Genomic DNA, 17,789 nt, shown 5'->3' on the forward strand with positions numbered 1-17,789 from the left:
GCCACTGGGGTCGGTGAATGAGCCGGTAAATCGGCTAAACGAGGGGTTTTGGCAGCTTCAGCTTATCGAGTTCAAAAGCATAGCGGTCTACCACAACGTCGATCTCCTGATAAATGCGGGTGTGGTTCTCGATCAGCAGCAGCTCCAGGGGTGAGCGGGCGCCAGTGCTGACTTTGCGGGCCAACCGATCAAAGGGTTTTTCTTCGGCCGCCGGCTGACTGGGCTCTACCCCGGCCAGCAGCTCCTTTTCCGCCCGTACTGCCAGCACCCGCTGCTGCGTTTCCCGCACCTTTTCCTCCAGCTCCAGTTCGTTGGGAACGTCACCCCACTGAAAATCGGCCCGCTTGGGAATGGGGAACTCCCCCGGCAATTCCTCGCGCAGGATGCGGCCCCGGAAAAACGTCTGCTTGCTCTCAACCGTCTGGCCGATGAATTCCCCCTGCACCAGCTCGTACACGTCGCGGCCCTGCACTACCTGCCGTTCCTGAATAGAAACGGAGGTGCCCTGGTTGCTGCCGCCCCCGGCTTTACCCCCGCCACTGCTTTTGCCCATCGAAACACTCACGACTTCCGTTTCCACCTTGCCGATCATGCGTGACACCATCTCGGCCGTTTTCTCATTGTTGACCTTGCCGATCAGTTGATTGTTGAGGTTGGAAATGATTACCTCCGTCAGATCCTGCCCGTACCGGGCTACCATCTGCGCGTAATCCTGCGTCATGTACAACAGGCAGACCTTCCGGCTCCGGGCCGTCGCCGGCAGCTGCTCCAGGCCGGGCACGTAGATTGTCGCGCCCTCGTCAATGACTACGAACGAGGGCTTTTTCTTCTCCTGGTTCATTTGCTTAATGCACATGGAAATGATGCAGCTCAGCAGCGGGCCGAACGTATCGGCCAGCGAAGCGTCGTTCCCCAGGCACAGAATGGCCGGCGCGGCCGGGTTGTTCAGGTCCAGCGAAAAGCCTTCGCCGCTTTGCTCATCCGGGGCCAGTACCCAGCTGATCTCCTTGGTGGCAATCTTGGCCAGTGACAGCTGCAGCTGGCCGACAATGCCGGCCGTCTGCTTCTCGGCCCCGCCCAGCACGGAGGAAATGATACTCTGCACCATCGTCCGGCTTTCCGTATCGGTGCTGAGCATCCCGAGGACGGCCGGCAGGTTGGGATGCTGAGCGGCCGCCACGACGTGGGGAAGCGTGCACAAGCTCGGATAGTTATTCTTGAAAAACCACATCAGCGCCCCCAGGATCATTTCGGCACTCTGCGAGAAAAAGTCGCTTTCCTTCGCTCCGCCCGGCGAGAGATTCTTCATCAGCGTCGTGGCAATTTCCATGGCCAGGGCCTGTTCCGTCAGATTCGCCGGCCGGATCGGATTTACCTTATCCGTGAGTTCCATGTCCCGGAAGTTCACCACGTAGCTGTTGGGCTTCACTTCGGCTTTGGAGTAGTGCAGAGCCTTATTCACCGCGTTGGTCAGCGTTGGAAACTTGAAGTCATACACCAGCCCGCACATGCCCTTGCCGATCATCTGCTCCAGGGCCGGCTCCCCGATGGAGTACGTCTTACCGGCCCCCGCCCCACCCAGTACGAGGATGCCGCGGAAGATATTGGGCATGTTGACGTATTGCCCCCCGGCTGCCCGCAGCACAATCCCGAACTCGGTTACAATCGGCTCTTTCTCGGCCTGCAACTCCCCTTTGGCAATTTTGGTGCTGGCCAGCGTCACGCCGCCCAGAAATCCCGTCACCAGCATTCCCGCCAGTAACGAGGGATAGCCGTATTCCAGCAGCTTATCGGTGGCCTGGTCAATGAACAGCAGACCCACTCCGAGCAGCAGCACCAGTACACCCATCACCACCAGGGCCGGCCGTACGGTCTTCAGGTCGCGTGGTATCCGCCGGGGCTGCCCCGGTCGTTTCACCGGCGCCTTGATCACAAAAAACATCGCCAGGCTAATAACCAGCAATAGGGCTCGCAGCCCTTTGCCAATGCCAAGGGCCAGCAGCTTGTTGCCGCCCGCCAGTAGCTTTTGTTCCCAGCCACCGCCGCTGAATTTATTGAGCAGCCCGCCGCCCGCCGCCGGCGCAGCCTTCGCTGCCTGGACCGTTTCGGCTGCCGCCCCCAGCGTAGCCGGATGCGTGAGTAGGTAATACTCGCCGCCGGCAATCAGTAGCAGGGCAACCAGCCCGTAAAGTGCCCCGCCGCTGCTCCCGGGGGGCCGGGCCTGTGGTACAGTTGTCATAAGATGAGTTTTGAGTTAGTTTGAAATGAGTTTATTACGAACTTTAGATTATTTTTCGCAAAAAACCTCATTTTTTCCGTAACCCGCTCTGACCTGCCGCTTTCTTTCCTCCTGTTGCTATGACTGTTTCTGAATTTGCCGCCCTTACCGCTGACGAGAAATGTAATTTGATTTGGTGCCGAGGCCATTTTCTGGCCAACTACGTGGACGGCCGTTCCATCTTCAACCTGCATTACCTGCACTCTTTTCTTGTCGAAATCAGGCACTCCCCTACCACGGCCCGGGTAGACAGCGTTATCATCCTCGATCCGTCTGCTGTGGATACGCTCTACCTCTACGTCAAGCGTCTGGAGCTGCCGCTCGATGATGACTCAGAGGCGACGGCTGCATGAGCAAAGCGGCTCGTACGATTGTGCTGGATGGCGTAGCATTTCGCCTCCGCTCTATCTGGTATGAGCTGGAGCCTACTGCTCCGGCCCCGCAGCCGGGCGAGTTGCTGGCCAGCGTCATTGGCAAGGGTACCCGCGTCGGGACGGTGTATCACATCGTTTCCTGTCGCCGCATCAAATCGCTACGGTACTGCCGCTATCAGCTCGGCCTAGTGGCTGCCCCTGAGCTGGCCAGCGTAGCGACTATAGGGCCGGGTGGCATTTCTGTGCGTGACGTGAAAGCGCATCCCCTCTACTGGCTGCCTCGCCGGCGGCCGTAACGACCGCTACCGCTCCCGCTCGTGGCGGCGGTCCGTTTTCTCCGACATATCCTGGGTGTAGTTCTCCCGCTGACCACCGGTCAGCTTAGCCACGCCTTGCCCGAAAGGCACAAGGCTGCGTCTGGTCACGGCTGCCGCCTGCGCTATCTCTGCCCCAGGATTCAGTTTGCCGGTGCGCAGCAACTGATACGGGGCTTCCACCGGTTTGCCTTCCTCCGCCCGCTTGCCGATCCGGTTCAGGCTGGAGTAAAATACCCGGTCAAATCCCCGGTCCTGCCCGATGGTCTTGACCAGTTCGGCATCCAGCTGTTTATCGGCTGGTAGCTGCAGGTTCACCTGCGCCACCTTCTCCCCTATCTTCGCCTGCCGCCGTATTATTTCCTCCTCGCTCATCAGCTCCTTGCCCTGGATTGCGCGCCGGAACGTGGCCGTCAGGGCCTGCATGGTCGGCAGCTGGCCCTGCTTGCCGGTGTAGTCTAACACCTGGTACTGCATGGCAAATTCCGCGGCCCCACGGGCGGCAAACTCGACCCGGTTAAACCGGTCGGCCTTACCCAATGGATTGAGTGTAATCTTCTGCTCCGCATCCCGCGCGGAAACCAGAACGTGGATGTGGGTCTGCAGCCCTTCCTTCTTCGCGCCGGCCACGGCTTCCCCCGCTTGCACCTCTTTGTCCGTGCCCCGGTAGTGCCGCTCGTCGTGCCGCACGGCGGCCCAGACAATCTCTTCCGGTGCCAGCTGTCGCCCGTTGGCCAGTTTGAATTCGGCCGCGTACACGGCCATCACGTCGCGGGTGAAGGCCTGAAGTTTCACCGGATCATTCCCGATTGAATGCAATTCCTGCTCACTGGGACTGATCACCAGCGAGTAGAATTTAGCGTCCGTTTTGGTAAGACCTTTCACGTTCGTGTCGATCATCTGTGCGGCTTCAGCACCGCTGATGGCGTCCTGATCGCGGGTAAAAAACTGAACTTCCTCCTTCTTTTCCAGCCCTTCCTTACGCAGGTAGTTGACTACCTGGGCGGAGCTACCGTCATTCTTGTAGGCGTCGTGACCGTCCGTCTTGGGGTTGATTACCTTAATGTACATACTGCATTCCCATCGTTATTCAACCGGAAATTTACTCCCCATTGCCCGCTGCCTGCTTCTTTCTCCGGCTGGCTTTCGATGCTGTTTCGAGCTGCTTCAGCAACAAATCCATGCCTGCTTCTGACTGATTTAGGATCGCCTTTTCCCCCTCTTGGTTGTGATAATCGAACGTATCGAACTGCCGTTGCAAGGTTAACAGCGTGCGTAAACTCTGCCGCCGACTTGCGTTGGCGTGATGCAATGCGTCGAACATGACCCGCGCCATGGGCAGCAATATCCCCATCTCCTGCACCTGCAGGAAGCGAAAAAGCCGGTCCGTGGACTTGCGGATTTCGTCGATGATCACCACGCTCTCGCGGGCTTTGATGGAACGCGGATCAAGGCCCCGCTCGGCGAAATACGATACCGCTGCGTCCACGTACTCGCCAATCGGCACCCCCAGATCCTTCGCCACAACGCTGGCCTGGCGATGCGTAACGCCGCTAATCCGAACCTGTTTCGGTGATTTCATAAAAATCTATATTCAACTGCCTGATGTGACATCAAATTAACTGGAAATAAGCTACTTAAGTAGTCAATAATACAAAAAATCAGCTCTGCTGATTGTAAGCAACTAACTACCAAGCTGTTAAGCGAGGTAGGTAGTTGCTCCTCTTGCTAAAAATTCGGGGTGGTCGATTCGGGGCTGTCGGGAGGGGATGGGGTGCGTGCTGCCGGTGCCTCCATACCGCCCCGTCGTCCGCTGACGTTGCCACCATACTGCCCCGCTTCGTGCTGACGTTGCTCCCTTACCGCCCCGTCGTCCGCGCCGGCTGCCAGACGTCCGCGCCGGTCGTGGACGCCTGGTGCCGATAGGGGCCGTTGGGCAACCCAGGTGGGGGCAACTGGGCTCTTGTCGCGTAAGTGACTGAAGCCACTTTACCATTATGCCACTTTACCACTATACCATTATACCACTTTACTACTTTACCATTATGCCACTTTACCACTTTACCATTATGCCACTTTACCACTATACCATTATGCCACTTTACCACTATACCATTATGCCACTTTACCATTTTACCATTATGCCACTTTACCATTTTACCATTATGCCACTTTACCATTTTACCATTATACCACTTTACCATTTTACCATTATACCACTTTACCACTATACCATTATGCCACTTTACCATTTTACCATTATACCACTTTACCATTATGCCACTTTACCATTTTACCATTTTACCATTATACCACTTCACCATTTTACCACTTTACCACTTTACCATTTTACCACTTTACCATTAATGGTTTTTCTTATATTGCGCCCGTTCTCTGTTTCATCACATCACAAACAATCACATTTCCCATGGTACTAGTAAGCTTTGCCAACCAGAAAGGCGGTTCTGGAAAAAGCACACTCACCACTGCTGTTGCCACTATGCTGGCGGTAGACTACAACTATCGAGTACTGGTTATTGACGCGGACACCCAGCAGTCAATTGCCGGCAAACGCAAGGCCCTCGATACGCAGCTGCTCAATGAAGGGGAGGAGTTTCCCTACCCAATCCTGGGCTTGGCCCCGGGTAAGATTCTGGACTACCTCGATAGTCTGGAAGAAGGCCAGTACGATGTCGTGCTGATTGATTTGCCGGGCCGGTCTGATGACGTTGCCGGCGTGGAAGTAATTATTTCCTGTGACCTGGTTATCGTGCCGGTTGTTGCCTCCGACTTCGACCAGCTGAGCACTGGCGCCTTTCTGGATGGCATGTCTGCCGTCATCAAGGAAGGCAACCCGGATCTGAAGCTTCGGGTGTTGCGCATGAAAGTCAACCCTGGCCAGCTGGAAGAGGAAGCAGCCGTAGAATTCCTCGAATCGTACGGCATTGCTCAGATGCCCTTATTTATCCAGGAGCGGGCCGGCTACAAGCGGGTGTCTACTTTACGACCCGTCACTAGCCGACAGTACGCCCGGGAAATGAATATTACTCCGCAGGTCCAGCAGGAAGTAGTAAAACTAACGGAAGCCGTCGTTGAAATTCTTGGCCTCCCCTCATCCACCGCAACTGAATAAGCAATGGCTAAGACAATACGAAACCGAATTAACCGGGATGTACTCCAAACAGCCCTGGCCAACCAAACGGGCACCCTCCAGTCACAGGAAGTTCTGGCCACGATTACCGCCCCCGAGCAAACTATGTCTACTGCTGCAGAACCGGAAAAGACGGAAGCCGAAGCTGCTTCGGCCTCAATAGTGGAGCCACCGATTCAGTCGGTCTCTTCTGAATCGGTGGCTCCACTTGCTTCGTCTGACGTGTCAGCTCATCGGAACTCACCAGTAACACCTACTATCCCTCGAGCTTCCCGATCGACCAAACGTGCTTCCACTGAGCCAACCGGTAACACGGAAATCACTGACCGGTTCTCTACGCGTCTCGATAGCCAGTATTATGCGCCCCTGCAGAATGCTCGGACTTTCCTGCGCAGTAAGGGGATCAAAGTATCAGCAACGGAACTAATAGAGCACGCTCTTGCCTACTACCTACCCCTTGTAATGGAGAAAGAAGAACTGGTCGCTCATCGGAAGAAGTCCTGACGACCACAAAAAAAGAGGCCCAGCAATGCTGGGCCTTTTTTCGTCTGTCTTGTGCAGCACCAACGAGTTACAACAGATGGCCCGTTTAGCACTCTGTTGCTTCGTTACGCTGAAACAAAGATAGAGGGGCAATAGGTGAAGTAAAGGACAATTGAATCAAAGTTGTGACTTTAGGGAAATGGCTTTAAAAAGAAATCCATCCAATATTAAATATAACTAATTTTGTCAAAAGACGTGCATGGAGTGTTTACTGTGTTGTTACCGGCTTCTTTTGTGACATCTGTCTTACAGTTGAGTCTAACAATTGGACGCGCTATGTCCAATTGTTGGAATTGTGGTAGGCGCAAAAGGGGCAATGGGGAAGAAGAATTCTGTGGGGCGGCAGTAGGGGAGGGGCGACCTGATCCACTGCGGCTGGTATGGAAGAGGCCACGAAAAACCCGGTTTGATATGTTGGGTAGGGGCTCACGTCCACTCCGGGCTTAGGATTTGCGCCCAGTGGCCTCCGCTGCGGGCAAACGGCCAGTCAGACATATCAAACCGGGTTTTTCAGTTACAGGAATGGGACGGCGAACAAGCGCTTGGGTGGCAGCCCGCATATCAAACCGGGTTTTAACCACATTTAAGCAAAATAAAAGTTAGCATAGTGCAATCGCCTTGCTCGGCCCCGCCTTGTGGTGCTTGTTTTGTTTCCTTTGTCCCCACTGGTTGTCGCTATCCTCTTAAATTCTCTTACTGCCGGCGAACATCAACTTTGTGTATTTATAGTCTTTGTATCTATTTGAGGCCCTTATAACCTATTGATTAGCAGGATTATACTTGCCTCAAAAACCCGGTTTGATATGCGAAAAACCCGGTTTGATATGGCAAGAGCCCGGTTTAATATGCGAAAAACCCGGTTTGATATGCGGAAGAGCCCGGTTTGATATGCGAAAAACCCGGTTGCTTTTCTAGCCGGGTTTTTGTCTATTTGACGGCATGGAATCAAAGCAGTCCCTCGAAATCCGGCACCACAATGCCATCACCACGGCGCGCTACGAATACACGGAGCTGCAGATGGATCTGTTCTTCTACCTGCTCTCCCAGTTGCGCAAGGAGAACGAGAAAGGTGTCTATCAGATTTCGGTGCGCGACCTGGCAGAGGTGACCGGGAAGAAGCAGAATCACGTCCAGCTGCGGAAAGCGACGGCCGATATGGGCTCCCGGGTTTTCGAGGTGCAGACCCGCAAGAGCTACAAGCAGATCTGGATGTTTCAAAGCGTCGAGTACCTGGATGGGGAGGGGATCATTGCCCTGAAGCTGTCGGAAGATATCCGCCCGTACCTGTTTGAGCTCAAGGAGAACTTTACCTCCTTCCAGCTATACGCGGCGCTACGCTTATCGAGTAAGTACGCCAAACGCATCTACTCCATCTGCAGTCAGTGGAAGGACAAGGCCGAAACCCCACAGATGGAAATCGCCGAGCTGAAGCGGATGCTCGGGGTGATCGACGAGAAGGGCAACGACAAGTTCAAAAAAATCAGTCAGCTGCGCGAATGGGTGCTGGACGTTTCGGTTAACCAGATCAGCACCCATACGGACCTGCGCATCAGCTACGAGCTGAGCAAGCGGGGCCGTAGCTACGAGCTGATCAAGTTTGTGATCAAGCGCCAGGCTCAGGCCCCGCAGTTGAGCATTGCCTTCGAGGACCCGCTTGACGACAACAAGGCCGCCGCCTGCAAGCGTAACCTGGAGCTGCTAAAAATTGTGCGCCCCGACCTGGTGCAGCAGATCCTGGCCAGTCCCGACCTAGTGGCCAAGGTAAACCGGTTCGTCTATGACCTGCGTACCGAGAAAGTAAAAGCCAACACCAACGCCGGCGGCTTGCTGTTAAAAACACTGGGGCTGGTGTAACCCCTGAAAAACCCGGTGCGTCTGAGCCGCGCCCCCCTGGTGCTAGAATTTCCCCTCTGTGCCGTTCGTTCGTATACGGATGGCTCCATGTACGTGCGCAGCCCTGATCGTTCAACAGACGCAAAGTTTCCGGGGTCTGTCGCCTTTCTCACCGTTCTCGCGTCCTCCTTACCCTTTAAAAGCTAATCGTTGGTATATGCTTCAGGTGCAGGCTGCCGGGATCGTCGGGCGCTTTTTCCTTTTTATTTTTTTGATTCCTTTTTAAAAAAAATCTTCCTGTAGTAAAACGTTCTTTCCTCCCTATAAGGAGTGCGTTCCGCTGAAACAACAGGGCGTTCCGTCGAAACAACAGTGTGTTCCGCTGAAACAACAATTAGGGCGTTCCGCTGAAACAACAGTCGTTCCGCTGAAACAACAGCGCATTCCTTCACAACAACAGTGCGTTCCGCTGAAACAACAGCGGCGTTCCGTTGAAACAACAGTGCGTTCCGCTGAAACAACAGTCAAAAAAGGGGGGGGTATTTACGTTATTAGAGGTAATAATCTGTGCTCGTTATAGCAGTTCCGTATATCTCAAGTAACTGATTATTAAATCATAAGCACAAAAAAGCACAAAGCTTTTATAGCCTTGTGCTTTTATATACTCATACTGTTAATGGCTAGCTAGTTACGCCGCTTGCTCGCTCATAGCTTGTGCTACTTTAGGGACGGTGAGCTTCCATTGTTCCAGTTCTTGCTGGCTGAGGGCGCTTTTCTTGCGGAGGGTGATCTTATAGGGTGGGGCCTCGCGTTTGTTCTGGCGGCTGTACTCATTCCGGTCTGCGTAGGAAGTAGGCGTTATCGTGGCCACGAACGGAATACTCTCCAGCTGGCAGCACGCGGCGAACAGTTCCTTTAGGCGAAAGGCATTCTTGCGATGAACGGCCTGCTGATGCTTGTAAGAAACGTTCTCCCGCTCCGTCCAGGCCGCCTTGAAATCCAGCATGTGGCATAGCTCGAAGTAATGCTCAAAGCTCACATCAAGCTGCTTCATATTCTCCCGCTGCCACATTCCCCAAACGTTACGCAGGCGCAAGTACAACATGCGCGCGTTAGTCCAGGATCGTTTACTAGTTCCGCTTACCAAACGCAGGTAATCATCCAGATAGATCGTCTGGTAATTAAGGTGGTTGTTCTGAATAAATCGGCCGTCAACCTCCAGCTCATAGCCTACCGGAAAGCGTTTAGCGCCGGCGCCCGGCTCACGGTTGATGGTCACCTTCCGGAACAGCTGCATCGACCCGTCGTGGACCCGTTCGATGCCTTTACCACTCGGCCGCGCCACCACGTAAGGCAGCCGTTCATCCACTGTCAGGTTACGATGGCTCATCTGGTACAGCAGGCTATCGAGTAACCACCCCTCGTACTTGCCCCGCTTGTCGGGCTCATACTTAAACCAGGTGTCCAACGTCTCGGGGGAAGCGGGGCTTAACAGGTTGGCGCGGCTATGGCCAAACATGGAGTAGATGTCACTGGCCCGGAAGAAGATGGTCTGGTCCGCCTGCAGTTGGTGCTGCCCCTGATGGTAAGCAGGCCGTAGTGTTTTGGCCGCCGTAAACAGCAGAATGTCGAGGGCAAGTCCGGGGTAAGGGCCGAAGCAGCGCACGCGGTTTGGCCACCGGCAAAAATTTGAATCCAGGTAAACTTTGTCTATATTTGGCATGTCGATTCCTGTGCAGCCCTTTCGGGCATTCCGACCGCACGGAAGCGCTCTTTATTGGCATTCAGAGTGCTTCCGAACTTAAATCCCCCCGCTTCCGGCAAGAAGCGGGGGCTGTTTTTTTTAGGGGTTTTGTTCCGGCGACGCGTTCGTAAAGAAGTACGCCACCAATTCCATCTCCTCGACCTCCAGCTTGGCAGCAATCCGACGAGTCTCCTGCAGGGAGAATAGCAACGGGTTCGTAGCGGCCGTATTGAGATGATACCATCCGATGTCCAGCTGCTCCCGGCACGTTCGCTGCGTTACCCCACGCCAGCGTAACAGTTCCAATAGGTCGGAGGAACCAGTACGTAGCGCAGGCAATGGGGCAATGGTTAGCGCGTCTTCAGGAACGGCAGGTGTGCGGGGCATCAGAAAGGGGTTCGCAGAATGGGATTGGCGAAAGTAGCAAGAAATTAGCTAATCAAAAGTTCATTTATTTCTCGCTTTTGATCGCAGCTTTCTTAGGCGCGGGCGGCCAGCCGCTGCCACTGCTGCAGCTGCTGGTCGGCTACGTGGTGCCAGTGCACCCCCTTCAGCTCGGTCCCGAAAAGGCTGTAGTCGAGTCCTTCCCAGGAAACCTGCATCAACTGGGCCGGCCCGCAATGCGGGACCTGCTCCAGCGGCACGTAGCTGAGCACCAGCACGATTTTACCCGGGTCGAGGTTGTAGGTGGCGCACATCAGGTTCACGAAAGCCGACATGCTGTTCTGCAGCGGAGCGTTGACCCGGGTTTCCTGGTGGCGAATGAACGGCACCTCACACACGATGGTCGTCCGCTGGAAGGAGTGTTCCAGCAGTTGGTAACGGGTGCGTAGGCGCGCGCCCGTTCTGTCCTGATAGTCAAGCAGACTGGGTTTCATAGCAGTAGCGGATTACTTACTGCTCTCGCAGGCAATGTCCACGTACGTGGTAGCGCACAGCGAGTGCAGCTCACGGGAATTGAAACGGTCACAGATAATCTGCTGGGCCATGCGCGCCAGCTTGCCGGGCAGAAACCGCCGCTGGCGCCCAAGCAGGGCCCGGGCCTCAGTGGCCATGGAGCCTGGTACCTGGATCACGCGCAGGGCCAGTACTTCTCCGGTATAGGTATCGGCCAAAGCCAGGGCCAGGGGAACCATCTCCCGCGCGGGTTGACGCAGCCATAGTTCCGCGGCGCCCTTACCCGGGGTCTCCAGCGTCAGGCCGGCTTCGATCACCCACTGGCGGGGACCCTTCAGGTCCAGCAGCAGAAATCCGACGCCCGGCGCGGGCTCTGCCAGTCCGTAGACGGCCGGCCAGCTCAGAAAGGCCTCACACCAGTCCTGCTCGTGCTGGCCTGACTTACGGTCGATGAAATAGGTTAGATGAAATAGATCTGGGGTAAACGAGATGGCTACGTTGTCATTACCAGGAAGTGGATTCTGAACTGGGCAGGTCTGACCAAGCCGAACGTGTGCTACGTCGATAAAATCGAGCATGTCGAAGGGGGTTCACCGGGCAATACATGACAAGCACAGGACAGGACAGAACCAGAACGGGAAGAAAGGAGCAGAATGGGAATCCAAATGTACAAAACTTCGGATATTGCACAGTAGGCTTCCCGCAAATTAGGCGGGCTGCATCTTGGCGGCCGCGGCCGCCTGCTCCGCCAGGAAAGCATCAACCTGCAACAGGCAGTGGGCGGCAAACCGGTCGGCCTCGGGCGACGACAACAGGGGGTTTGCTACGTAGTTGTCCACGGTGGCTTCAGGTTGCGATGGGGTCTGGGAGATGAAATTGGTTTCCATGGGAGTTTGTAGTGAAAAAGATAAGCAAACAATCGTAGAATCAGTTGCTGGTCCAGGCCGCCAGGTCTTCCGGCAGATCTGCCCAGCATCCGGCAAGCTGCCGCTGCCGGTCATCGTGCGCATCCCGCCGGTGCAGCAGCACCTGCTCCAGCTCATCGAGCTCCTCCGCTGCGGCCACCAGCCCCAGTTGCTTTACCAGGCAGTTGACCCACCGCGCAGAAAAGGCCGGGTGGCGTAGCAGCGCGGCCGTGCTGGCCACGGCCGGCGTGCAGGCCAGCTGCTCGACCGCCGGCCGCACGATCCGCACTTGGTACCGCTCGCCCAGCCATGGGAGCACCCGGATCTGCAGGGCCCAGCTGCTCCACTCGCATACGACGAGTTCCCCGGCCTGTACCACACCCACCCGCAGCGTGTGTCCGACGTGCCAGGCTTCGGGACCAGTCAGGTAGAACCGGTCGTCCAGTTCGAACAGAATGGCCGCCTCCGGGTAATCCAACCGCACCCGCTCGCCCATCACCACCAGCTGGCGAAGGTTAAGAAGAGCAACGGATGAGGCAGCGCGGGTCATGAGAATCGGTCTTTAGGTAGCTATACGCAGCCTTCTGCCTAATGATTCAATTACTGAATCAAAATAATAGAATACTATTCAGGTACGGAACCTTTCTCTCCTACGGCCCCCCATCTTCCAATTTATGGTGCCATAAAAATGATTGGTAAAGACGAAGGTGAAATGCTGATTGAGCATGCCAGCTAATAGCTGTGGTAGGGGTATGTTCTTATCTTGCGGGGCTGCATTCGGCCAGCGAAGTTTTTTGGCTCGGAAATGCGTTATCCTGTCATCTCACCGTTTTAGCTGGTTTTGGCCAAGAAAATCACCCCTCCTGTAAAAACGGAGGCATCCTCAACCGATAAGGCCGACAAGTGGTATGAAAAGCCTTTAAACCTGGCAGCACTTGTTCTGGGACTTATAGCCTCGCTATTCGGTGCTGGATACGGGGCCGCCACGTACAAAATCGGCGTTGAACAAGCGATGCTTAACCTTCGTCGGGAACAGGAATGCAACGAGCGGGTAAATCTGGAGAAGGAGAAATGCGCGGAATACCGCCAATCAGTGCAAGCCGAAAAAATGGAAAACCTCGTCAAAACGATTGAGAGTCTTCAGACTGTTAGCAAAAAATGACCAGCACCATAAAAGCAATTCTTACTGGACTGGTCCTTAGTGTCTTTCTTATCATTGGCGCCGTGGGGTATCAACTGCACGATACCAACGTGGAATTGAAAAACCAAATCAACCAGCGCGACAGTCTCATCAAGCGTATCCAGGCGAATGATTCTCTTTCCTGCCAGTCCTCGGAGCAGTATGAGTCAACTGTAACTAAGTATGTAACCACCGATTGTAGCCTACTAGTCGATGGTAAGAAAATTTCGCTCGAAAGCTTCATTGACATCTATGTTAATCAACAGCAGGAGCGACTAGAATTGCAAAATCAAATAAGCAAAATGGGGCGGAGCGTGGCTGCCGTCGAAAAGCAGATCAAAATCCGAGAGCTTGAGTATAGCATCTCCCAGGATTCACTGGCCCTGTACAGAGGCATCTTACGGAGTGCTAAGAATACTTATGGCCTCAGCTTTACTATTCGTCAGAACAGCAAATACCGGTATGTAGTCCCCGAATCCGCGCAGCTTGACTCCGCAATGATATTGCTACGGGTATTTCGCCGCCAGCTAAGCTATGACTCCGCCTCACGTAAATGGATCGTGAGACATGAAGTACTTCGATTACCGGCCCCAAAAAGCAAATAAGAGAGGCCCCTGACACTGCAGCGTCAGGGGCCTCTGGTAGGTCGGCACGCTTCTCAGGCACCCCGTCAAAAGACTTCCTCGGCGGCGACCAGCTCCTCCGAAGTAATAGTCGCCTCCAGGTACGGCAGCATACCAAAGCGGCTGGTCTGGTGCTCTTGCAAAGTGTTGCCCTTCAAAAAGGTGAGCAAAAAAACAGCTTCACATCGCTGCCCGAAAGCATGGCCGTGGGCTGCTCTCGGTGCGCAGCAAACTGCCGTCGTTTCCCGGCCAGCGGTGGTGCCGCTCTCAGGAGCGCACGCAGCTGAACCAGACAAAAATACCGCTGCTGCTTACTCCTGCTGTTCGGGAGGCAAAACGTACTTGTCTGGCTCGTTCGCAGTCAAGTCGTCGTCGCCCGCACTGCTGTCAAACACATGCGCCTCCAACCAGCCCTCGCTTTCGTCACCCCCCGGCTGACCGTGCGTTTCACCCCTGCGCGCTCCGCCATTCTCCAGAATGCGAATCAGGCGGTTAGGAGTAGTGATTTCCGTCTTCACCGCCCGCCCCTTTGCTACTTTCATGTGCAACGAGTAGCCCATTTTTTTCAGTTCCTGTGTCACCTGCTGGTCGATGTCATCATCAGCGTCGACCAGATTCATCACCATTTCAGCCACATCACGCACCGTGCGGTAATCGCGGTAAACCTCCTGTGCCAACGAACCGGATGGAAAACCCTCCTGACTACCAGCGATATACCAACGAGTTGTTTCCAACTTTTTCATCTTGTTTCTGACTAGTGAAATTAATTGTTCAGGACTCGTTGATACTCGGCACGAGCGTAAGCCAGATGCCCTTGTTCAATCATGTCGCTGGTCCAGGACAACGTAAACTTAATAACCAAGGCCAAATAGCAGCGAAAGAGCATGCCCGTTCATTATGAAACCGTATGAACTACCGGCCCGGGCTCGGGCATCGTGCTGGGTGATGGATTGACGGCGGGTTCAATCTGTGCCGGCTCACTACTCAGATACAACAGGATATTCAGCAACGGTGCAATCAGTTGCGTCATGCCGGCTACCGCTCCCATCTGGATGGGCATATCGACGCCAGCCTTGTGAGCTACCTGCAAGGCGGATTGCAGAATTTCCCTCACTCCCTGCTTTGGGTCAGACCCTAAGATCAAGGGTAAGGGCAGGAGCGTGCCATCGTTTTGATGAACTAATAGCCTCAATTCAGGTCGATTTTGCTTGTTGGCATCGGCTTCCAGGTGCCACCAGAACCCCGCTGCATTCAGCTTCTCCGCCTGCATGAGGTCTACGTAGCCGCCCCACTTTGGCAGATTGTTTAACAACTTTTCAACGGGAACATCCTGCGGGGTATGCTGATCAACCAGCGCGTTCAGTAACGGCTTATCGAACAGAAATACCGCCTTCGTCGGCCACCAGGCTAACGCTACGGCTACCGGCGCAATAGCCATTGCGGCAGCGGGGCGCATATTTCCACCCTTCGACACAATGGCATAGCTGCCGGCAATGGGCAGAAAGCACCAGGCTGGCCAGGCCGGAATACCGGTACCTTGCTGCCTACGGAAGCGCCGGGCCTGCTCCCAGGCAGTGGGAAAAGCCGCCAGCACACGCTGCATAGCTTCCAGCGCAGATGAATAATCAGTAGTCATTGAATGTGGAAACGGTGGAGGATACGGCCAACGGGTACTCTGCAAACTTACAGCATCATTGCCTCCAGGATATTAGGAACTGGCTCTGGGTTCTAGCGGAACGGGCCGGCCTGATCCTCAACCCGGTCTTTTCTTCAATTCAAATCGCCTGCTTGTAAAGGACTGCAACGGCAGCCTCGAACCTTCCTGAACTTGTACTTGGAAGTTCAGGTGTGGTTGTTATCCTTCTTTAGATTCGCTCGAATTAGCAATCTAAAGGCTAAAAATATCGCGGTTATAACGCCTACTACAAACGCGAATTTGAGGAAAACAAAAAGCCATGACAACCAAGTATATAAGAACAAGCTCATCAGAAGCATCATTTGAAAGGAAGAAATGAGATAAAGCAGCACTCAATAAGAGTGACTGATACAACTCGTTCACTTTTTTACACCCAGATGAAAAGTGGTAGTGCCCTTGTACAGTTCCTTTCGCAAAGTGAATCTATCACAGTAACGGTTGGATAGCCAGTTAACACTTTTGCTGGCTGGGAACTCGGTAAAGCTCAGGGGGGATGCATTCAACCGGGTATAGCCAGAGAGCTCTCCGCCGCTGAACAGAAGCAACACAATATGGTGATCACTGTATGACTGCTCATTTATCAGCTTACGCACATCGGCTGGCAACTTGTATCCGATAGAGTCCTGTACAGCTTCTGCCTGCGCATACGGCCTGATAAAGGCAAGCGAATCCCACTGCACCCGGAAATCTGCGCAGATAGCGTAAGGGAAGGTGCCTGTTAGACTCCGGGTTTTCCCTTGCACGGATTTCATGTCAATCAACTCATCAAGCGTGTACTCCCGTGTCTTTCCCCCTAAACCACAAGATTGCCCTGCCACAAGTGCAACAGCTGCAAAGAGGATAACTTTTCTCAATTTGCTCATGGTAAGAATTGGTAAAAGATGCATTAACCGGCATCAAGCAGAACTGATACTGGCAAAGCTACCTAGTTAGGCATTCTCTGTTTGGGCTTGGTCAACCCCATGTTGTGAAGGCTCCGTGTCCAGCGGCCGGCTATAAGAACTGGTGAAAGGTTGTAGGGCACTCGTAGCCATAGGCTCCCAGCATCTGCTGCATCTGCTCGATGTGGTGGGCATTGGCGGATCGTGTCTGCTTCATGAAGTGACGGATATAGCCCTCGCTGACGTTGATGCGCCGCGCCAGCTCCCGGCCGCTGGGTTTACCGCCCGGGCGGATAGCCCACCAGGCGGCTACATGTGCTTGTTCAGCAGCCAGGTCCCGGCCGGCCGGGGCCTCCGCTGCTGGACGGCCCCGGCGTTTGGTGGTGACCTCAGGCATGATCAGTAACTACTGGTGCCAACTGCCCGAGGCTTTCTTCCAGGGCCGCTGCCTTCTCATGCAGGCTATACATCAGGGTAGGGGAACCGAATTGGCCAACGGCGTCATACCACTCCCATGACTGCTTAACCACTCGGGCGGCTCGTTTGGCATTTACGGCGTCCGCGTCGTTCTCACGGAAGCGCGCCAGGTTGACCAACGACTCACATGCCTCCAACGCTGATTCTGCGGCCAGCAGCAGGATACGTTCATCCAGGTCGTCAACTTCACCATCAGTGGGCATCAAGGAAGCGTACGCATCCCGAGCCTGCAAGGCTTGCTGGTGTCCCTCAATGCTGCCGCCTTCCGATACGGGATTGGTCCGCTCGATTTCTACGAAAGTGCGCAGGGCCCTCTCCGCAAAGGCCAGTTTTTCCTGATCTACCTGTCGTCCAGCAGCCCGATACTCTGCTGCTGACTGCGCGGCGTTAATCATGTTCTGCGTAGCTGTTGATACCGTGAATTTCATGGTTACATCCGAGTGCCGCCCGGCCGGAGTTTCAGTGCGTTAAGAAGTGTGGGATGAAGATAGAACCGGGTTGGAGTCAGACCGGACAATCTATGTCCGGTCTGGGGGAGAAACTGCCCCTTGTTAGAGCAAGGTACCATGCTGGGCAAAGGCGCCGCGTAACTCATCCTCGCTGGTTTCCTCACCCGTGGCTACCAGTAGATCGATTGACTCAGCCAGTGTCAGGCGTCGGAAGGGGCAATATTACCAGCCTACCCGGGACAACTTATGTCCACTTGAAGTAGCGTGTACCGAGTAGTTGATTATGAGGTAATATACGTAGTATTTATAATAATGTACGCAATGCGTACATAAATATTTTAACGCTGCAGCAACACCCCTTCTGTAGGCTACAGAAGGGGTGTTGCTGGCTTCTAAGCGGGAAACAGGCAATTCAGCGCTCCGGTTGCCGGCTCCGGCTGGTGT

Annotated in this window: 20 protein-coding genes; 6 read left to right on the plus strand and 14 right to left on the minus strand. The window is 54.5% G+C overall.

Annotated elements, in window-relative coordinates; translation table 11 throughout:
• Positions 1–34: 34 nt before the first annotated feature.
• Positions 35–2,239 carry a type IV secretory system conjugative DNA transfer family protein gene (locus tag ROI90_RS16480; protein WP_315999459.1) on the minus strand — a complete coding sequence of 735 codons (2,205 nt, stop codon included), beginning with the start codon at positions 2,237–2,239 and terminating at the stop codon, positions 35–37.
• A 119-nt stretch (positions 2,240–2,358) separates the two neighbouring features.
• Here ROI90_RS16480 and ROI90_RS16485 point away from each other — a divergent pair, with 119 nt between their 5' ends.
• Complete coding sequence (locus tag ROI90_RS16485; RefSeq protein WP_315999460.1) at positions 2,359–2,631, plus strand: hypothetical protein; 273 nt, start codon at positions 2,359–2,361, stop codon at positions 2,629–2,631.
• Positions 2,628–2,948 carry a hypothetical protein gene (locus ROI90_RS16490; RefSeq protein ID WP_315999461.1) on the plus strand — a complete coding sequence of 107 codons (321 nt, stop codon included), beginning with the start codon at positions 2,628–2,630 and terminating at the stop codon, positions 2,946–2,948. The genes ROI90_RS16485 and ROI90_RS16490 overlap by 4 nt, the downstream gene beginning before the upstream one ends.
• 6 nt (positions 2,949–2,954) lie before the next feature.
• Here ROI90_RS16490 and ROI90_RS16495 read toward each other — a convergent pair whose 3' ends face one another.
• Positions 2,955–4,037, minus strand: a complete 1,083-nt coding sequence (locus ROI90_RS16495; RefSeq protein ID WP_315999462.1) for a DUF5712 family protein — start codon at positions 4,035–4,037, stop codon at positions 2,955–2,957.
• Positions 4,038–4,068: 31 nt separating this feature from the next.
• Positions 4,069–4,548 carry a BfmA/BtgA family mobilization protein gene (locus ROI90_RS16500; protein WP_315999463.1) on the minus strand — a complete coding sequence of 160 codons (480 nt, stop codon included), beginning with the start codon at positions 4,546–4,548 and terminating at the stop codon, positions 4,069–4,071.
• 846 nt (positions 4,549–5,394) lie between these two features.
• On the opposite strand from ROI90_RS16500, the gene ROI90_RS16505 reads away from it, so the two are divergent.
• On the plus strand, positions 5,395–6,099 hold the full coding sequence (locus tag ROI90_RS16505; protein WP_315999464.1) for a ParA family protein: 705 nt from the start codon (positions 5,395–5,397) through the stop codon (positions 6,097–6,099).
• A gap of 1,500 nt (positions 6,100–7,599) precedes the next feature.
• Positions 7,600–8,514 carry a replication initiation protein gene (locus tag ROI90_RS16510; protein ID WP_315999465.1) on the plus strand — a complete coding sequence of 305 codons (915 nt, stop codon included), beginning with the start codon at positions 7,600–7,602 and terminating at the stop codon, positions 8,512–8,514.
• A gap of 667 nt (positions 8,515–9,181) precedes the next feature.
• Here ROI90_RS16510 and ROI90_RS16515 read toward each other — a convergent pair.
• The 6 genes from ROI90_RS16515 to ROI90_RS16540 form a co-directional block, all read right to left on the minus strand.
• Complete coding sequence (locus ROI90_RS16515; RefSeq protein WP_315999466.1) at positions 9,182–10,159, minus strand: hypothetical protein; 978 nt, start codon at positions 10,157–10,159, stop codon at positions 9,182–9,184.
• A gap of 177 nt (positions 10,160–10,336) precedes the next feature.
• On the minus strand, positions 10,337–10,624 hold the full coding sequence (locus ROI90_RS16520) for a hypothetical protein (protein WP_315999467.1): 288 nt from the start codon (positions 10,622–10,624) through the stop codon (positions 10,337–10,339).
• Between the two features lie 92 nt (positions 10,625–10,716).
• A complete protein-coding gene (locus ROI90_RS16525) occupies positions 10,717–11,115 on the minus strand; it encodes a hypothetical protein (protein ID WP_315999468.1) in 399 nt (132 codons plus the stop codon).
• Between the two features lie 12 nt (positions 11,116–11,127).
• The gene (locus ROI90_RS16530; protein ID WP_315999469.1) at positions 11,128–11,712 is read right to left on the minus strand and encodes a hypothetical protein; all 585 of its coding nucleotides are present in this window, start codon (positions 11,710–11,712) and stop codon (positions 11,128–11,130) included.
• Positions 11,713–11,841: 129 nt separating this feature from the next.
• A complete protein-coding gene (locus tag ROI90_RS16535; protein ID WP_315999470.1) occupies positions 11,842–12,021 on the minus strand; it encodes a hypothetical protein in 180 nt (59 codons plus the stop codon).
• A gap of 40 nt (positions 12,022–12,061) precedes the next feature.
• A complete protein-coding gene (locus ROI90_RS16540) occupies positions 12,062–12,589 on the minus strand; it encodes a hypothetical protein (RefSeq protein WP_315999471.1) in 528 nt (175 codons plus the stop codon).
• A gap of 291 nt (positions 12,590–12,880) precedes the next feature.
• Here ROI90_RS16540 and ROI90_RS16545 point away from each other — a divergent pair, with 291 nt between their 5' ends.
• Both ROI90_RS16545 and ROI90_RS16550 read left to right on the plus strand, forming a co-directional pair.
• Complete coding sequence (locus ROI90_RS16545; protein ID WP_315999472.1) at positions 12,881–13,201, plus strand: hypothetical protein; 321 nt, start codon at positions 12,881–12,883, stop codon at positions 13,199–13,201.
• Complete coding sequence (locus tag ROI90_RS16550) at positions 13,198–13,824, plus strand: hypothetical protein (protein WP_315999473.1); 627 nt, start codon at positions 13,198–13,200, stop codon at positions 13,822–13,824. The genes ROI90_RS16545 and ROI90_RS16550 overlap by 4 nt, the downstream gene beginning before the upstream one ends.
• Before the next feature lie 329 nt (positions 13,825–14,153).
• Here the strand turns inward: ROI90_RS16550 and ROI90_RS16555 are convergent, their stop codons facing one another.
• From ROI90_RS16555 to ROI90_RS16575, 5 genes are all read right to left on the minus strand, one after another.
• Entirely contained in the window at positions 14,154–14,585 is a 432-nt protein-coding gene (locus ROI90_RS16555; protein ID WP_315999474.1) for a hypothetical protein, read from the minus strand.
• Positions 14,586–14,737: 152 nt separating this feature from the next.
• A complete protein-coding gene (locus tag ROI90_RS16560) occupies positions 14,738–15,478 on the minus strand; it encodes a hypothetical protein (RefSeq protein ID WP_315999475.1) in 741 nt (246 codons plus the stop codon).
• 419 nt (positions 15,479–15,897) lie between these two features.
• Positions 15,898–16,401 carry a hypothetical protein gene (locus tag ROI90_RS16565; protein WP_315999476.1) on the minus strand — a complete coding sequence of 168 codons (504 nt, stop codon included), beginning with the start codon at positions 16,399–16,401 and terminating at the stop codon, positions 15,898–15,900.
• A gap of 130 nt (positions 16,402–16,531) precedes the next feature.
• On the minus strand, positions 16,532–16,816 hold the full coding sequence (locus ROI90_RS16570; RefSeq protein ID WP_315999477.1) for a hypothetical protein: 285 nt from the start codon (positions 16,814–16,816) through the stop codon (positions 16,532–16,534).
• The gene (locus ROI90_RS16575) at positions 16,809–17,324 is read right to left on the minus strand and encodes a hypothetical protein (protein ID WP_315999478.1); all 516 of its coding nucleotides are present in this window, start codon (positions 17,322–17,324) and stop codon (positions 16,809–16,811) included. The genes ROI90_RS16570 and ROI90_RS16575 overlap by 8 nt, the downstream gene beginning before the upstream one ends.
• Positions 17,325–17,789: the final 465 nt, after the last annotated feature.

It is taken from the genome of Hymenobacter endophyticus (assembly GCF_032464715.1).
Taxonomy (GTDB): domain Bacteria; phylum Bacteroidota; class Bacteroidia; order Cytophagales; family Hymenobacteraceae; genus Hymenobacter; species Hymenobacter endophyticus.

Bases quoted from the DNA above. Each gene is read 5' to 3' on its own strand.
- ROI90_RS16550 (WP_315999473.1), top strand. From the start codon at position 13,198: ATGACCAGCACCATAAAAGCAATTCTTACTGGACTGGTCCTTAGTGTC.
- ROI90_RS16565 (WP_315999476.1), bottom strand. From the start codon at position 16,401: ATGAGCAAATTGAGAAAAGTTATCCTCTTTGCAGCTGTTGCACTTGTG.
- ROI90_RS16480 (WP_315999459.1), bottom strand. From the start codon at position 2,239: ATGACAACTGTACCACAGGCCCGGCCCCCCGGGAGCAGCGGCGGGGCA.
- ROI90_RS16505 (WP_315999464.1), top strand. From the start codon at position 5,395: ATGGTACTAGTAAGCTTTGCCAACCAGAAAGGCGGTTCTGGAAAAAGC.
- ROI90_RS16495 (WP_315999462.1), bottom strand. From the start codon at position 4,037: ATGTACATTAAGGTAATCAACCCCAAGACGGACGGTCACGACGCCTAC.
- ROI90_RS16570 (WP_315999477.1), bottom strand. From the start codon at position 16,816: ATGCCTGAGGTCACCACCAAACGCCGGGGCCGTCCAGCAGCGGAGGCC.
- ROI90_RS16520 (WP_315999467.1), bottom strand. From the start codon at position 10,624: ATGCCCCGCACACCTGCCGTTCCTGAAGACGCGCTAACCATTGCCCCA.
- ROI90_RS16575 (WP_315999478.1), bottom strand. From the start codon at position 17,324: ATGAAATTCACGGTATCAACAGCTACGCAGAACATGATTAACGCCGCG.
- ROI90_RS16555 (WP_315999474.1), bottom strand. From the start codon at position 14,585: ATGAAAAAGTTGGAAACAACTCGTTGGTATATCGCTGGTAGTCAGGAG.
- ROI90_RS16510 (WP_315999465.1), top strand. From the start codon at position 7,600: ATGGAATCAAAGCAGTCCCTCGAAATCCGGCACCACAATGCCATCACC.
- ROI90_RS16540 (WP_315999471.1), bottom strand. From the start codon at position 12,589: ATGACCCGCGCTGCCTCATCCGTTGCTCTTCTTAACCTTCGCCAGCTG.
- ROI90_RS16525 (WP_315999468.1), bottom strand. From the start codon at position 11,115: ATGAAACCCAGTCTGCTTGACTATCAGGACAGAACGGGCGCGCGCCTA.
- ROI90_RS16560 (WP_315999475.1), bottom strand. From the start codon at position 15,478: ATGACTACTGATTATTCATCTGCGCTGGAAGCTATGCAGCGTGTGCTG.
- ROI90_RS16485 (WP_315999460.1), top strand. From the start codon at position 2,359: ATGACTGTTTCTGAATTTGCCGCCCTTACCGCTGACGAGAAATGTAAT.
- ROI90_RS16535 (WP_315999470.1), bottom strand. From the start codon at position 12,021: ATGGAAACCAATTTCATCTCCCAGACCCCATCGCAACCTGAAGCCACC.
- ROI90_RS16490 (WP_315999461.1), top strand. From the start codon at position 2,628: ATGAGCAAAGCGGCTCGTACGATTGTGCTGGATGGCGTAGCATTTCGC.
- ROI90_RS16530 (WP_315999469.1), bottom strand. From the start codon at position 11,712: ATGCTCGATTTTATCGACGTAGCACACGTTCGGCTTGGTCAGACCTGC.
- ROI90_RS16500 (WP_315999463.1), bottom strand. From the start codon at position 4,548: ATGAAATCACCGAAACAGGTTCGGATTAGCGGCGTTACGCATCGCCAG.